13 protein-coding genes are annotated in these 15,461 nt (G+C 67.5%); 9 read left to right on the plus strand and 4 right to left on the minus strand.

The genetic code is table 11. From position 1 onward, the window contains the following. Window positions 1–17 precede the first annotated feature (17 nt). The gene (locus tag ACYZGB_RS10150) at window positions 18–908 is read left to right on the plus strand and encodes a transporter substrate-binding domain-containing protein (RefSeq protein ID WP_462388100.1); all 891 of its coding nucleotides are present in this window, start codon (window positions 18–20) and stop codon (window positions 906–908) included. 12 nt (window positions 909–920) lie between these two features. After that, window positions 921–1,697 (plus strand): aspartate/glutamate racemase family protein, encoded by a 777-nt coding sequence (locus ACYZGB_RS10155; protein WP_462388101.1) that lies wholly within the window; start codon window positions 921–923, stop codon window positions 1,695–1,697. Here ACYZGB_RS10155 and ACYZGB_RS10160 read toward each other — a convergent pair. Further along, the gene (locus tag ACYZGB_RS10160) at window positions 1,670–1,999 is read right to left on the minus strand and encodes a hypothetical protein (protein ID WP_462388102.1); all 330 of its coding nucleotides are present in this window, start codon (window positions 1,997–1,999) and stop codon (window positions 1,670–1,672) included. The genes ACYZGB_RS10155 and ACYZGB_RS10160 overlap by 28 nt on opposite strands. Before the next feature lie 30 nt (window positions 2,000–2,029). On the opposite strand from ACYZGB_RS10160, the gene ACYZGB_RS10165 reads away from it, so the two are divergent. Beyond that, the gene (locus ACYZGB_RS10165) at window positions 2,030–2,752 is read left to right on the plus strand and encodes an amino acid ABC transporter substrate-binding protein (protein WP_462388103.1); all 723 of its coding nucleotides are present in this window, start codon (window positions 2,030–2,032) and stop codon (window positions 2,750–2,752) included. Between the two features lie 176 nt (window positions 2,753–2,928). On the opposite strand, the gene ACYZGB_RS10170 is transcribed toward ACYZGB_RS10165, so the two are convergent. Continuing rightward, window positions 2,929–5,319, minus strand: a complete 2,391-nt coding sequence (locus ACYZGB_RS10170; RefSeq protein WP_462388104.1) for a sensor domain-containing diguanylate cyclase — start codon at window positions 5,317–5,319, stop codon at window positions 2,929–2,931. A gap of 288 nt (window positions 5,320–5,607) precedes the next feature. Between ACYZGB_RS10170 and ACYZGB_RS10175 the strand changes: the two genes are divergently transcribed. From ACYZGB_RS10175 to ACYZGB_RS10185, 3 genes are all read left to right on the plus strand, one after another. Continuing rightward, window positions 5,608–6,504: a dienelactone hydrolase family protein gene (locus tag ACYZGB_RS10175; protein WP_462388105.1), complete on the plus strand. Its 897-nt coding sequence runs from the start codon at window positions 5,608–5,610 to the stop codon at window positions 6,502–6,504. 144 nt (window positions 6,505–6,648) lie between these two features. Further along, window positions 6,649–7,497, plus strand: a complete 849-nt coding sequence (locus ACYZGB_RS10180; RefSeq protein WP_462388106.1) for a ZIP family metal transporter — start codon at window positions 6,649–6,651, stop codon at window positions 7,495–7,497. A 52-nt stretch (window positions 7,498–7,549) separates the two neighbouring features. Beyond that, window positions 7,550–9,187 carry a TRC40/GET3/ArsA family transport-energizing ATPase gene (locus tag ACYZGB_RS10185; RefSeq protein WP_462388107.1) on the plus strand — a complete coding sequence of 546 codons (1,638 nt, stop codon included), beginning with the start codon at window positions 7,550–7,552 and terminating at the stop codon, window positions 9,185–9,187. A 58-nt stretch (window positions 9,188–9,245) separates the two neighbouring features. Here the strand turns inward: ACYZGB_RS10185 and ACYZGB_RS10190 are convergent, their stop codons facing one another. Together ACYZGB_RS10190 and ACYZGB_RS10195 are read right to left on the minus strand one after the other, a co-directional pair. Next, window positions 9,246–9,995: a LytR/AlgR family response regulator transcription factor gene (locus ACYZGB_RS10190; RefSeq protein WP_462388108.1), complete on the minus strand. Its 750-nt coding sequence runs from the start codon at window positions 9,993–9,995 to the stop codon at window positions 9,246–9,248. Next, window positions 9,992–11,245, minus strand: coding sequence for a sensor histidine kinase (locus ACYZGB_RS10195; protein WP_462388109.1), 1,254 nt, complete (start codon window positions 11,243–11,245; stop codon window positions 9,992–9,994). Before ACYZGB_RS10195 ends, ACYZGB_RS10190 begins: the two co-directional genes overlap by 4 nt. 52 nt (window positions 11,246–11,297) lie before the next feature. Between ACYZGB_RS10195 and argH the strand changes: the two genes are divergently transcribed. From argH to ACYZGB_RS10210, 3 genes are all read left to right on the plus strand, one after another. Next, the gene (argH, locus tag ACYZGB_RS10200; RefSeq protein ID WP_462388110.1) at window positions 11,298–12,767 is read left to right on the plus strand and encodes an argininosuccinate lyase; all 1,470 of its coding nucleotides are present in this window, start codon (window positions 11,298–11,300) and stop codon (window positions 12,765–12,767) included. Between the two features lie 134 nt (window positions 12,768–12,901). Further along, entirely contained in the window at window positions 12,902–13,891 is a 990-nt protein-coding gene (locus ACYZGB_RS10205; RefSeq protein ID WP_462388111.1) for a Bug family tripartite tricarboxylate transporter substrate binding protein, read from the plus strand. A gap of 124 nt (window positions 13,892–14,015) precedes the next feature. Continuing rightward, window positions 14,016–15,455 carry a diguanylate cyclase domain-containing protein gene (locus ACYZGB_RS10210; protein ID WP_462388112.1) on the plus strand — a complete coding sequence of 480 codons (1,440 nt, stop codon included), beginning with the start codon at window positions 14,016–14,018 and terminating at the stop codon, window positions 15,453–15,455. Window positions 15,456–15,461: the final 6 nt, after the last annotated feature.

Genomic DNA, 15,461 nt, shown 5'->3' on the forward strand with positions numbered 1-15,461 from the left:
TTTGCAAAGGGATTCCCATGAAGCTCTCCGCCGTCACTTCTGCTGCCCTTGTGGCGGTCGGCCTGCTGGCCTGCACCGTGGCCAGTGCCGACACCCTCAAGAAGATTGCCGATACGGGCAAGATCACGCTGGCCTACCGCGAGTCGTCGGTGCCCTTCAGCTACCTGTCGGGTCCAGGCGTGCCCGTGGGGTTCTCGGTGGATATTTCCAACGCGGTGGTGGACGCGGTGAAGAAGCGCCTGAACAACCCGGCCATCAAGGTGGAGCTGCAGGCGGTGACCTCGCAAAACCGCATTCCGCTGCTGACCAACGGCACCATCGACCTGGAGTGTGGATCGACCACCAACAACAGCGTGCGCGGCAAGGATGTGCAATTTGCCATCAACTACTTCTACACCGGCACGCGCCTGCTGATCAAGAAAACCTCGGGCGTCAAGAACTACGCCGACCTGGCCAAGAAGAAGGTGGCCAGTACCTCGGGCACCACCAATGCGCAGGTGATTCGCAAGTACAACCGCGACCAGAACCTGGACATGGACATCGTGCTGGGCAAGGACCATGACGACTCCTTGTTGCTCGTGGAATCGGGGCGGGCCGAGGCGTTTGCGATGGACGACATCCTGCTGTTTGGCCTGATGGGCAACCAGCGCAATCCGTCCGAGTGGACGGTGGTGGGTGATTCGCTGCAAGTGGAGCCCTACGCCTGCATGCTGCGCAAGGACGACCCGCAGTTCCAGGCGCTGGTCAACGGCGTGATCGGCGGAATGATGAAGTCCGGCGAATTCGACAAGCTCTATGCCAAGTGGTTCATGTCGCCCGTGCCGCCGCGCAACCAGAACCTGAACCTGGCCATGAGCAAAGAGCTGCGCGAGAACCTGGTGGCGCAGAGCGACAAGCCCGCCCAGTAAGCCGGAGCGCACATGTCTTTGGTGTCTGCAAGCCCCCCGCACGCCCCGCAGGTGGTGGGCATCCTGGGCGGGATGGGCCCCGCCGCCGGGGCTGATTTTGTGCGCCTGTTCGTGCAAGCTTGCACAACACGCATGGAGGTGCTGGGTATCCCGGTGCGTGATCAGGCCTACCCCGAGCACTGGCTGGCGCAGGTGCCTATCCCGGACCGCACGGCCGCGCTGAGCGACACGCGCCCTGGTGCGCACCAGCCCGCAGACCCGATGCTGCAAGCCACCGGGCGGCTGGCCGCGCTGGGGGCGCGGGTGGTGGCGATTGCCTGCAACACGGCCCATGCGTGGCACGGCATCCTGCAGCAGCGGTTTCCGCAGATGGTGGTTTTGCATGGTGTGCAGGAGGTGGTGGCCGAGCTGTCGGCGCGCAAGGTGCAGGGCGTGGGGCTGCTGGCCACGCGCGGTGCCTACGACGCCGGTCTGTACCAGCGTGAGCTGGAGCGGGCGCACATCGCCTGCTTTGTGCCCGACGACCATGAACGCGAGCAGCTGATGCAGGGCATCTACGACGGTGTGAAAGCGGGCAACTACCCGCTGGCGCGCCAGCGCTTTGAGGCCGTCTCGATTGCGCTGCAGGAGCGCTATGGCGTGTCCACGCTGATCATGGGCTGCACCGAGATTCCGCTGGCTCTGTCGGAACACCCTCGGCTGGAAGGGCTCTCGCTGGTGAACCCCTCGGTGGTGCTGGCCTCGGCCTTGGCCCGGCATGCCTACCGGGACACCGTCACCGTCTGCTGAGCCCGACGCTGCTGGATGTCCAGGGGGTGTCGGCAGCTTTCTTTTCTCGCCACGATCTCCAGCCTGCCTGGGGCGGCGGCTTCCTGGATGAAGGTGAAAGTCATGGCATTCACGACGGTCGGCAAGAGGCTGGGCGCGAGCGTTGGGGCGGCAATGCTCGCGTTTGCATTGGGCGGGACAGGGGGTGGCAAGGTGTGGGCCCAGTCGGCGGCACCATCTTCACCGTCATCGTCCGCTGATGGCACGCTGCAACGCATCCAGTCCAGCGGTGTGGTGGTCATCGGCCACAGTGAATCGTCCATGCCGATGTCCTATGTGGCCCATGGAACCCCATGGGCTACAGCGTGGACGTCTGCCAGCTGTTTGCGCGGGCGCTGGGGCGCCACCTCAAGCTGCGCGAGACCAAGGTGGCCTACCGGCTGGTCACGTCCAGCAGCCGCTTTGATGCCATTGAAAAAGGCGAGGTGGATCTGGAATGTGGCTCCACCACCAACACGGCAGCGCGCCGCCAGCGCGTGGCGTTCACCATTGCGCATTTCATTGCGTCGTCGCGCATCGTGGTGCAAAGCGACAAGCCGTATTCCCGCATCGAAGACCTGGACGGCAAGACGCTGGCGTCCACGGCGGGCACCACCAACATCGATTCGCTGGCGCGCGAGGCGGCTACCAAGTCGGTGCGTGTGCGCATCGAGCCCGCCAAGGACCACGCCGAGGGCTTTGGCTGGGTGGTGAGCGGCAAGGTGGAAGGCTTTGCGATGGACGATGTGCTGCTCTACGGCCTGCGCGCCAGCCACACCAAGCCGCAGGACCTGAAGGTCATCGGAAAGCCCATGACCATCGAGCCCTATGCCGTGGCGTTCGAGCGCAACAACGCCGAACTCAAGGCTGTGGTGGATGCCGAGTTGCGCCGCCTGATCCAGACCCGTGATCTGCACCGCCTGTATGACAAGTGGTTTACCCAGCCGATTCCGCCCCAGGGTATCAAACTGGGCATGCGCATGCCACACCTGCTGGTGGATTCGCTCAAGTACCCGTCGGACTACGTACCGCAGTAGGCACTTGTAGTGCACGGGGCCTGATATTCAACACCAGCAGTGCAGCTACGGGGCGCTATGACCGGCGCTGCCAATCAGCGCGATGTGCCGCCACAAAGCCTTTGGACGAAAGAGCAGTCATCGGGTGGCATGACAACGCCAAGGGCGCTGGCGCGGCCAGGCGACACCGGGCGGGATCAAGGGCCCGGTTCAAACACCTCCAGCCGGTTGCGGCCGCCATGTTTGGCGCGGTACAGGGCTGCGTCGGCGGCCTGCACCAGGCTTTCTGGCTGTGCCCCGGGGCGCGGCACCATGCTGGCCACGCCTGCGCTGAGCGTGATGGTGGGCGCCGTGGGCGAGCGCGGATGGGCCAGGGCGGCTTCGCGCAGGCTGTCCATGCAGCGCTGGGTGGCCGTCACTGCGTCGGCTACGGTGGTGTCGGGCAGCAGCAGCACAAATTCTTCGCCGCCATAGCGTGCGGCAATCTCGTCTGCGCGGCGGATATTGCCCTGAAGCAGCTGGGCCACGCGGCGCAGGCATTCGTCGCCCGCCAAGTGGCCATAGTGGTCGTTGTAGAGCTTGAAATGGTCGATGTCGATCAGCACCACGGCCAGCGGCAGGTGGTGGCGGCCGCAGCGCATCCACTCGGCGGCCAGCCGTTCATCAAAGCGGCGCCGGTTGCTGATGCCTGTCACGCCGTCGGTGGTGGACAGCAGGGCCAGCTTGGCGTTGGCGGCTGCCAGCTCCTGCTCCTTGCGCACCAGCTGGGTCACGTCGGTGCGCACACCGGCGATGCCGCCCTGGGGCGTGCGCCGTTCATCGGCCTGCAGCCAACGGCCCTCGGGCAGGCGTTGCAATACGGCCTGGTTGGCGGCGCGGTGGTCGGCCACGCGCTGGGTGACCCAGCTCTCTTCGTTGCCCACAGCGTCCAGGTACTGCCCCCGCTCGGCGCCATAACGGGCAATCTGCTCGAAGGTGCTTCCCGGCACGATCACCGGCGCCGAAATGGGGTAGAGCCTGCGGTACTGCGCGTTGCATACCACCAGTCTGTCATCAGCATCGAACAGGGCGAACCCTTCGGGCAGTGATTCCACGGCGTCCTGCAGCAGCTGGCGCGCCTGCTGGGCGGCCTCCTGGGCGCTCTCCAGGGCCTGGCGCTGCTCGATCAGGTCGGTGATGTCCAGGCGCACCGCCACCACGTAGTTCTCGGGGGTGCGGGTTTCGTAGATGTTGATCCAGCGCCCGTCGGCCAGGCGCTGCACCAGGGTGGACGTGCGGCTGCCGTGCTCGGACAGGCGCTCGGCGATCCAGGCCTCCTCGCGGCCGTGGGCCGAGGGGATCAGGCCCCGCTCCACCGAGTAGCGCAGGATGTCGGCAAAGCCCTTGCCCAGGTGCTCTGCGTAGTTCATGTGCGGGTACATGCGCGAGAGCTGCTGGTTGAAAAGCACCAGGCGGTCCTGCTCGTCAAAGATCTCGATGCTCACGGGCAGGGCCTCGACCGCACGCTCCAGCAGCTGCCGTATGCGCTGGTTCTCTTGCCGGGCGGCATCGACCTTGTGGCGCTGCTCGATCAGGTCGCTGATGTCCAGGCGCACCACCACTGTCATGCCCGAGGGCGTGCGGCTTTCGTGCATGTGCATCCAGGCGCCGTTGGGGTAGTGGCGCACCTCCGGGCCGGGCCGGTGGCCACGAAGCGCCATTTCGTGTGCCAGCCACAGCTCTTCCTGGCCACTGGCCTCCTGGGGGATGCCGTGGCGCAGGCCCGCGCGCAGCAGCTCTTCGTAGGTCTTGCCCAGCGACTCCGCCACCGGCAGGTGCGGGCGCAGGCGTGCCATCTGGTCGTTGCACAGCACCAGGCGGTCGTTCTCGTCATAGATTTCGAGGCCGGCGGGCATGGCATTGACGGCCTCGCGCAGGCTGCGTTCTGCGCGCTCGGCATCGTGCAGCGCCTGCTTGAGGGCGCGTTCCTTGTGCACGACATCGGTGATGTCCGCGCGCAGCACCACCACGCCGCCCCCCTCGGTAAGGCGTTCGGTGATCCGCATCCAGCGGTCGCCTTCGACCTCCTGTATTTCGGGCAGGCCCGGTGCGCGGTGGCGGGCCATGCGGTGGGCGAGCCAGGTGTCCACGTCGGGCCGCGCGTCAACAATGTGGCCCGAGCGTGCGGCGCGGCGCAGTACATCCTCGAACAGCGTGCCGTATTCGACGGCCATCGACGTGCCCGTGTTCACCTCGCGGTACTGGGCGTTGCACAGCACCAGGCGGTCGTCGGCGTCGTAGATGGCCAGCCCGTCCGGCAGGATGTCGAGCGTGGCCGACAGCTGGGTGCTGGCACGCTGGGCGGTTGCCTGGGCCTCGCTGGCCGTGGTGCGCAGCGCCAACACCTGCCGCACCAGCCACCACGACAGCAGCGCGCTGGCCAGCAGCCCGGCCCCGGCAGCCGTGGATGCGATGCGGGTCGCGAAGTCCATGGACCGGCTGGCCAGTGCCCAGGTCAGCAGGGCCAGGCCGCCAGCACCACAAACCCCCGCCACCAGCAACGCCAGCAGGTGTCCGCGCGGCAGGGTGGGGGGCGTGGTGCGGTGCATGCGGTGGGGCAGTCGCGGCGAGGGGCTGAGGGGCTGGGCTACCTGACGGGTACGGGGTGGTTTGGTGGGGGCGCACACGGCAGGCGCCGGGCGGTTCGCAGAAAGTCTAGCAGTGCTGCCCCAATTTCGATACCCGAAAATGCCGCCCTGCGGTAAACCCCAGCGGGGCGATGGGGGCGGCCCGCAGGCATGCTCAGGGGACCGCAGCCTGGTGGCCTGCAAAACCCCGCAACAAGCCCTAGACTGCGGGGCTCGTCCCTTTCTTGGCCCCCTTTTCCGGAGAACCCCATGCTCAATGACGACCTCCACACCGACGCCCATGCCCTGCTGCCGGGCCGCACCACCGATGCGGGCGCCACCCGCCGCACCGCACTGCAGGCGGCGCTGGGCCTGGGCTACGCGGCTGCCGCCGCTCCCATCATGGCCCAGACGGCCATTGCGACGCCGGCCGATGGGCTGACGGCGGGCGAGGTGAGCTTCACGGTCAATGGTTTCAAGGTGCCCGCTTACCGCGCAGCACCGGCGGGCAAGACAGGCCTGCCGGTGGTGCTGGTGATCCAGGAGATTTTTGGCGTGCACGAATACATCGCCGACACCTGCCGCCGGTTTGCCAAGGCGGGTTACCTCGCCATTGCGCCCCAGCTGTACGCGCGCCAGGGCGACCCTTCGCAATACACCGAAATCGCCAAGCTCATGGCCGAGGTGGTTTCCAAGGTGCCCGATGCCCAGGTGATGGCCGATCTGGACGGCGCCGTGCAGTGGGCCACCGCCAACGGTGGCGATGCTGCGCGGGTGGGCATCACCGGTTTTTGCTGGGGTGGCCGCATCACCTGGCTGTATGCCGCGCATGGCCCCGTCAAGGCCGGTGTGGCCTGGTACGGGCGCCTGGTAGGCCAGGCGAGCGAGCTCACGCCCAAGCACCCTGTGGACATCGCCCCCATCCTCAAGGCGCCCGTGCTGGGCCTGTATGGTGAAAAAGACACCGGCATCCCCCTTGACACGGTTGATAAGATGAAAGCTGCCCTGGCCGGTGGTTCGCCGCAGGCCAAGGCATCGGAATTTGTGGTGTACCCCGACGCGCCCCATGCCTTTCATGCCGACTACCGCGCGAGCTACCGCAAGGAAGCGGCCGAGGATGGCTGGAAGCGTGCGCTGGCCTGGTTCAAGGCGCAAGGCGTGGTCTGACCCCCTGTGCGACCGGATCCGGCCCTGTGCCGGTGGGCCGACTGCAGCCGCCCCCCAACGGGGGCGGCTTTTTTATCGCGATTTCGGGTGTGGTTTTTTGAAAGAAAATAGGCCCTGGCGCCTGTCTATAAAGCGCAATAAGCTATGACTTTGATAGCAATCATTCTGGCCACCCTGGCCGCAGGCATTGGCAGCGTGTGGCTGGCCGCACTGCTCATGCGGCTGGGTCTGGGCGGTCGGGCAGACGGTGTGGGCCCGCAACACCTGCTCAGCCTGGCGGCCGGGGCCCTGCTGGCCACGGCCTTCATGCACCTGCTGCCCGAGGCATTCGAGAGTCAGGCGGGCGCGCACGACCTGTTTGCCACCTTGCTGGTGGGCGTGGTGTTCTTCTTCCTGCTCGACAAGGCCGAGCTGTGGCACCACGGGCATGAGCACAGCCACCCCGCGCCTGCCGCGCAGGACCACGCCCACGGCCATGGGCATTCCCACGATGCCCACCACGGCCATGACCATGGCCATGCGCACCACCACCATGGCCCGCGCTCGGGCGGCTGGGCCGTGTTGACGGGCGACAGCGTGCATTGTTTTGGCGACGGCATCCTGATCGCCTCGGCCTTCCTGGCCGACATCCGCCTGGGGGTGATTGCCGCCGTGTCGGTGCTGGCGCATGAGGTGCCGCACCACATGGGCGACCTGGTGGTGCTGCGCCAGACCAGCCCCAACCGCCGCATGGCCCTGGTCAAGGTGTCGCTGGCGGGCGCGGTGACGGCACTGGGCGGGGTGGTGGGCTACTTCCTGGTGGGGCAGTTGCAGGACTTTTTGCCGTACTTCCTGGCCGTGGCGTCGAGCAGCTTTGTGTATGTGGCGCTGGCCGACCTGATTCCCCAACTGCAAAAGCGCCTCACGGCACGCGAGACCATCGCGCAGATCGCCTGGCTGATTGCGGGCATGGTGATCGTCACGCTGGTGAGCGGGGCGGCGCACGCGCACTGACACCCTTGACCTGACTCAAGGCCGCGCCAGGCGGTTGTGCCATTCTGGTGGAATGACCTCCCCACACGCCGCCACCGTCACCCTGGACCTGCTCGCCCAGCCCACGCGTTTTCTGTTTTTTACGGGCAAGGGCGGCGTGGGCAAGACCTCGCTGTCTACGGCTGCGGCTATTGCCTTGGCAGACGCCGGGCGGCAGGTGCTGCTGGTCAGCACCGATGCAGCCTCCAACCTCGATGAAATGCTGGGCGTGCCGCTGTCCAATCAGCCGGTGGCCGTGCCCGGGGTGCCGGGGCTGCACATGCTCAACATCGACCCCGATACGGCCGCCGAGGCCTACCGCCAACGCGTGCTGGCGCAGCTGGAGGCCACGGCCACCAGCGACGAGCGTGCGACGGTGCGCGAGCAACTCTCGGGCGCCTGCACCACCGAGATTGCTGCGTTCGATGAATTTGCAGCGCTGCTGGCCAGCGAGGGCCGCGCCATCGGCCATGTGTTTGACCATGTGGTGTTCGACACCGCCCCCACCGGCCACACGCTGCGCCTGCTGAGCTTGCCCAAGGCCTGGACCGGATTCCTGGCGGGCAACGACCGGGGGGCGTCGTGCCTGGGCCCGCTCTCGGGGCTCAAGATGCAGGAGACCCGCTTCAACACCGCCCTGGCCGCCTTGAGTGACCCGGCCCTGACCACTGTGGTGCTGGTCACCCGTCCCGACCCCCGCCCCATGCAGGAGGCCGCACGCACCGCGCTGGAGTTGCGTGCGCTGCGGGCCTTGCTGGCGGGTGGCGCGGTGCCATTGAGCGCGCCCTCTGCCGTTGTCGGCGCGTCGTTGCAGGCCGAACCCCTCTCGTCCCTGGCCGACGCGCTGGCCGCCAAGGGTCACGGCCTCGTCATGGTGATGGGCAAGGGCGGCGTGGGCAAGACCACCATTGCTGCAGCGCTGGCCGTGGGCCTGGTGCAGCGGGGGCACAGCGTGCACCTCACCACCACCGACCCGGCCGCCCATGTGCAAAGCCAGCTCGACGGCAGCCTGCCTGGGCTGAAAGTGGGGCGCATCGACCCGCAGGCCGAAACCCAGGCCTACATCGACAAGATCATGGCCACGCGGGGCAAGGCGCTGGACGACGCGGGCCGCGCCCTGCTGCTGGAAGACCTGCAGTCGCCCTGCACCGAAGAGGTGGCCGTGTTCCACGCCTTCAGCCGCGTGGTCAATGAAGCGCGCAGCGCCTTTGTTGTGCTGGACACGGCGCCCACCGGCCACAGCCTGCTGCTGATGGACGCCACCGGCGCCTACCACCGGCAGATGACGCAGCAGTACGAAGGCAGCGCAAACTCCAAACACATCATCACCCCGCTCATGCGCCTGCAGGACGCTGACATGACCCATGTGGTCATCGTCACGCTACCCGAAGTCACCCCCGTGAGCCAGGCCGCCGCGCTGCAGGACGACCTGCGCCGCGCCAACATCGAGCCCTGGGTCTGGGTCATCAACAAAAGCGTGGCGGCCACCGGCACCAGCGACCCGCTGCTGCAGGCCCGCCTGGTGGGCGAACAGCAGCAGGCCGCACGCATTGCCAATGGCCTCGCGCAACGTACCTATGTGCTGCCCTGGCTCACTACCCCGCCGGTGGGGGTGTTTGCATTGGGACAACTCGCAACTGAGCGCCCACTTAAAAATACGCATTCGCTATAAAATAAATAGCAAATAGCGCATGTTGGTCGCGCGGTGCGGCCTTAAAAGGCTCTCCAACTTACCGCGCCAGTTCTTCCCGGACCGCCGCCACCTGCCTGCGCGACACCGCCAGCAGTTCGGTGGAGCCTTGCAGGCGCACGGCCCAGCCTTCGCCCTCCTCGGGGTCATAGTGTTTCTCCAGCGCCCGCACGGCGCGGCGCGCCACCAGGGCGTTGCGGTGGATGCGCATGAAACGCGGGGCGAACTTGGCTTCGATCTCGCTGAGCGAGCCGTCCATGATGTAGCTGCGGGTGGGGGTACGCACCGTCACGTACTTCTGTTCGGCCTTGAAGTACAGCACCTCGGCCAGGGGCAGGCGCTCGGTGCGGCCCCGGTCCTGGATTAGCAGGGTTTCGCCCTCGGGCACGCTGGGCGCGGCAGCGGGGGCTGCGGGGCGGGCGCTGCGCTGTACCTTGGCCAGCGCCTGCTGCAGGCGCTCGCGGCGCACGGGTTTGGTGAGGTAGTCCACCGCGTCCAGCTCGAACGCGCTCACCGCATGGTCGGCGTGGGCCGTGACGAACACCACCGCCGGGGGCTGGGGCAGGCTTTGCAGCGCATGCGCCAGCAACAGGCCGTCTTGCCCCGGCATGTGGATGTCCAGCAGCACCAGGTCGAACGCCCGCCCGCCCGTGGGGCCGAGTTGCGCCATCGCTTCGCCCGCGTTGGCGGCCTCGGCCACGGTGATGCGCTGGGTGTCCGTGCAGTCGGACAGCAGGGTGCGCAGACGGCTGCGGGCCAGGGCTTCGTCGTCAACGATGAGGATGTTCATGGGCGGTCAAAGGGTGGGTGGTCATCCAGGGGAGCATGCTCGTCAGGGGCGGGCACCGCGCCCCGGCGCAGCGGTGGCGCACCCCGGCGCACGGGGTGCCGCGCGCGGGAGGGTGGGCCGGGGTTCTTTTTGGGCTCGGGCGCGGGCAGCGAGATGCGCACCTGGTAGAGGCCGTCCTGCACGCCCGCAGTGAATTCGCCCTGCACGTCGTGCAGCAGTGCCAGCCGCGCACGCACATTGGCCAGCGCAATGCCATGCCCCTTGCTGCTGCCCGCACCACCGTCGTCCGGCGTGCCGTGGCGGCCATCCTTGGGGGGCAGGGTGTTGGTGATGCGCACCACCACGCGGCTGCCGCGCAGCTCTGTCAGTACCCGCAGCTTGCCGCCGCGCGCACTGGGCTCCACGCCGTGTTTGACGGCGTTTTCGACCAACGGCTGCAGCAGCAGCGGGGGCAGGCGGGCGGCGTCGGTGCGCGGGTCCAGGTTCCATTGCACCTGCAAGCGCTTGCCAAACCGTACCTCTTCAATGGCCAGGTAGCGGCGTGCGAGCGTGATCTCTTCGGCCAGCGTGACCGATTCACCTTGCTCCACCAGGGCCACGCGGAACAGGTCGGAGAGGTCTTCCAGCAGCGATTCGGCCTTGGCCGGTTCTTCGCGCACCAGGGCAATCGCACTGTTGAGGGTGTTGAACAGAAAGTGCGGGCGGATGCGCGACTGCAGCTCGGTCAGGCGCGCGGTGGTGGCGGCCGGGGTGCGCCCCCTTGCGCGCAGCACCAGGGCCGCCACCAGCATGGCGGCCAGCAGGGCGCCCGTGGCGGCACTGGCCAGCCAGGGGGGCGAGGCGGCCATGCCCACCAGCGCCAGCATGCCGCACCCGTAGGCCCCGGCCAGCGCCCCCAGTAGCACACCCGCCGCATATTGCTGCGCTGTGGACAGGCGCTGCAGCACCGTCTTGAGGCTGCAGGCCGTGATCAGCCACACCAGTGTGGCGGGCAGTGCGCCGCCCGTGAGCAGCGCCAGGCTGGCCAGCCACTGCAGCGGGCTGCTGGCGCCATACATGGCCCCCACACCCACCACCACCTCCACAAACAGCACGGCCCGCAGCACCACGCCCACCTGGCAGGCGTCGAACACCAGCGCCCGCCCGCCCGGCCCGGCGCCCGCAGCGGCCCGCACGCTGCGCGCGGACCGTTCTGGAGGGGCAGAATCCGGCAGCGGGGGCTGGGTCGATAAAATTTGCGTGTTTTGCATTGCGGCGCCCGGGTAGTCCGGGTGTCTGAACCTCCGGATTATTGCCCTCCTTATGTCCAAAGCCCAAGCCACCAGCGCTGACTCTGCGCCGTCCCACAACCAGCTCGACACCAAGGCCCAGGCCTGGTCGGCGCTGTTTTCCGAGCCCATGAGCGACCTGGTCAAGCGCTACACCTCCAGCGTGTTCTTCGACAAGCGCCTGTGGCAGGCCGACATCGCGGGCAGCCTGGCGCATGCCGAGATGCTGGCTGCCCAGGGCGTGATCAGCGCCGAAGACCACGCCTCCATCCAGCGCGGCATGGCCCAGATCACGTCGGAAATCGAATCCGGCGCGTTCGAGTGGAAGCTGGACCTGGAAGACGTGCACCTGAACATCGAAGCCCGCCTGACCCAGCTGGTGGGCGACGCGGGCAAGCGCCTGCACACGGGCCGCAGCCGCAACGACCAGGTGGCCACGGACGTGCGCCTGTGGCTGCGCGGCGAGATCGATCTGATCGCCGACCTGCTCAAAGAGCTGCAGGTGTCGCTGGTGGATGTGGCCGAGCAGAACGTCGAGGTGATCCTGCCCGGCTTCACCCACCTGCAGGTGGCCCAGCCGGTGAGCTTCGGCCACCACATGCTCGCCTATGTGGAGATGTTCAAGCGCGATGCCGAGCGCATGGCCGATGTGCGCCGCCGCACCAATGTGCTGCCCCTGGGCAGCGCGGCCCTGGCCGGTACCACCTACCCGTTGGATCGCGAGCGCGTCGCAAAAACCCTGGGCATGGAGGGTGTGTGCCAGAACAGCCTGGACGCCGTGAGCGACCGCGACTTCGCCATCGAATTCACCGCCGCGGCCAGCCTGTGCATGGTGCACGTGAGCCGCCTCTCTGAAGAACTCATCATCTGGATGAGCCAGAACTTCGGCTTCATCAAGATCGCCGACCGCTTCACCACCGGCTCTTCGATCATGCCGCAGAAGAAGAACCCCGACGTGCCGGAACTGGCGCGCGGCAAGACCGGCCGCGTGGTGGGCCACCTGATGGGCCTGATCACCCTGATGAAGGGCCAGCCCCTGGCCTACAACAAGGACAACCAGGAAGACAAGGAGCCCCTGTTCGACACCGTGGACACGCTCAAGGACACGCTGCGCATCTTTGCCGAGATGGTCGGCGGCCAGCTGAACCCCGCCACGGGCAAGAAGGAGGGCGGCATCACCGTCAATGCGCTTGCCATGGAGCAGGCGGCTCTCAAGGGCTACGCCACCGCCACCGACCTGGCCGACTACCTGGTCAAGAAGGGCCTGCCCTTCCGTGATGCGCACGAAACCGTGGCCCATGCGGTGAAGGCAGCCACCACACATGCCTGTGACCTGTCGGAGCTGCCCCTGGCCGTGCTGCAGGGCTTCCACCCGGCCATCGAGAAAGACGTGTACGAGTGCCTGAGCCTGCGTGGTTCGCTCAACGCGCGCAACACGCTGGGCGGCACCGCGCCTGCGCAGGTGCGCGCCCAGCTGGCACGCCACCGCGTACGCCTGGGCTGAACGTCGGCGCTGCTGCACCGCTGTGGCTTTGCTTGTGGCCGCAGTGGGTGCCGCCGTATGGATGCCCGCGTTCGGCGGGCCTGAATCTTGCACCGTGCCTTGACGGACTACCACCCCTTTTCCGGAGTTTTTCCATGACAACGACCCGCCGCAATCTGCTGTCCCGCCTGGTGCGCACTGGAGCCTTTGTGGGTGCTGCGCTGGCCGTGGGCCTGGCATCGGCCCAGTCGGCCAAGCCCATTCGCCTGCTGGTGGGGTTTCCGCCCGGCGGTGGCACCGACGCCATTGCCCGCGCGCTGGCCGAAAAACTCAAGGACGAGCTGGGCCAGCCCGTGGTGGTCGAGAACCGACCCGGCGCGGGCGGCCAGATCGCCGCGCAGGCGCTCAAGGCCTCGGCGCCCGATGGCACCATGCTGTTCCTCACGCACGACCACACCATCTCCATCCTGCCCCAGGTGGTGAAAAACCCCGGCTTTGACCCCGCGCGCGACTTCGTGGCCGTGGGCGGTTTTGCCACCTTTGTGAATGCGTTTGCCGTCTCGGGTGGCACCCCTGCGAAATCGTTTACCGAGTACGTGGGCTGGGTCAAGGCGTCTGGCGGTGGCAAGGGCGCGGTGGGCATTCCCGCCCCGGCGTCCACGCCGGAGTTCCTGGTCAAGCTGATCGGGCAGAAGTACCAGCTGGACCTGGTCTCGGCGCCCTACCGGGGCAGCGCACCCATGATGGCCGACATGCTGGGCAACCAGATTGGTGCGGGCGTGGCCTCGGTGCAGGATTTCATGGAGAACCACAAGGCCGGCAAGGTGCGTGTGGTGGGCGTGCTGGGAACCAAGCGCCAGGCGGCCATGCCTGATGTTCCCACGTTTGACGAAATGGGCCTCAAGGGCTTCGAAGACCTGCCGTATTACGGCATCTATGCACCCACCGGTACACCGCAGAAGTTCATCACCGACTTCTCCAGCGCACTGGCCAAGGTGGTGGCCCAGCCTGATGTACGCGACCACCTCACCGCCATGGGCCTCACGGTGGGCCACATGTCGCCCCAGCAACTGGCCACGCGTGAAAAGGCCTACACCGAGGCCTGGGCGCGCATCATCAAGACCAGCGGCTTCGTGGCGCAGTAAACAGGCTCTCAGGGGCGGCAAGCCCGGCGCAAGTCGTGTTCGCTTATGCTGTGCCCGGCCTCCGCGCTCCGGGCGCAGCTCCGGTATGCGAGGGGTCGCTTTTTTTTTGCACTCCTCTTTCCCCATGCCCACCAGCCGCCTTCCTTCCAACTGGATCCAGCATCGGTACCTGCCCCTGGTGGTCGGGGCGTGCAGCGGCGCGCTGGCAGCGCTGCTGGCCTGGGTGGTCATTGACATCTCGCACACCAAGGCGCGCGCCGAGATCGCGGCCCAGGCGCAAAGCCATCTGCTGCAGATACGCGACCGGCTGGACCGGCAACTGCAAAGCACCTTGTCGGTGCCCGAAACGGTGGCGGCCTTCATCGCCGCGCAGGGCAGCATGGCGCCCGACATCTTTGCCACCGTGGTCGGCCGCCTGCTGGAGCACCAGCGCAACATCCGCAACCTGGCACTGGCGCCCGACAACGTGATTGCCGATGTCTACCCCCGGGTGGGCAACGAACGCGCCATTGGCCTGCGTTACCTCGACAACCCCCAGCAGCGTGGCGCGGTGGAGCGGGCCATCCAGTCCCGCCGCACGGTGGTGGCGGGCCCCATCACCCTGGTGCAGGGTGGGCTGGGCATCATCAGCCGCACACCGGTGTTTCTGGCCCACCCGCCTGAGCGGCCGCCCGTGGGTGGGCCGCAGTACTGGGGCATTGTGTCGCTCACGGTCAATGCCGATACCTTGTTTGCCGATGTGGGGCTTAGCACGGAGCAGATGGGTTTCCAGGTGGCGGCGCGGGGCCTGGACGCCATGGGCGCGCAGGGCGCGGTGTTCATTGGCCGCCCCCAGTTGTTTGACGAGGCGCCCGCCACGCTCGATGTGCCGCTGCCCGGGGGCGGCAGCTGGATCCTGGGGGCGGTGCCCAGCGGCGGCTGGGCGGCGGCGGGCCGTGCGCCCACGCTGGTGGTGATGCTGGCCTATGCGTTTGCGCTGGTGCTGGGCCTGCTCAGTGCGCGGCTGGTGCGGGCCCACCAGCAGGTGCTGGCCCTGGCCAGCCACGACCGCCTGACGGGGTTGCCCAACCGGCGCCTGTTTGAAGACCGCTTGTCGCAGGCGGTGCTGACGGCCTACCGCGACCACCGTGCCGGTGCGTTGCTGCTGGTGGATCTGGATGGCTTCAAGGCCGTGAACGACAGCCAGGGCCATGGCAGTGGCGACCAGGTGCTGGTGCGTGTGGCGCAGCGCCTGTCGGGCCTGGCGCGTGCCAACGATACGGCGGCCCGGCTGGGTGGGGATGAGTTTGCTCTGGTGCTCAATGCGGTGGATTCGCCCGATGCAGCGATGGAAATGGCCCACAAGGTGCTGGCAGCACTGGTGGCGCCCATCGGGCTCGACAACGGCCAGCATGTGCTGATTGGCGCCAGCATCGGGGTGGCGCTGTTCCAGGGGCCGGCGGTAGAGGCACTGCCTGCGTTGATGGACCGCGCCGATCGCGCGCTCTACGCCAGCAAACGCGGGGGCAAAGGGCTGGCAACGCTGGCCGACGCCCCGGGGGGCTCCACGGCACTGCCTGGCTGACCCACG

This window comes from Acidovorax sp. Q11 (assembly GCF_054950075.1).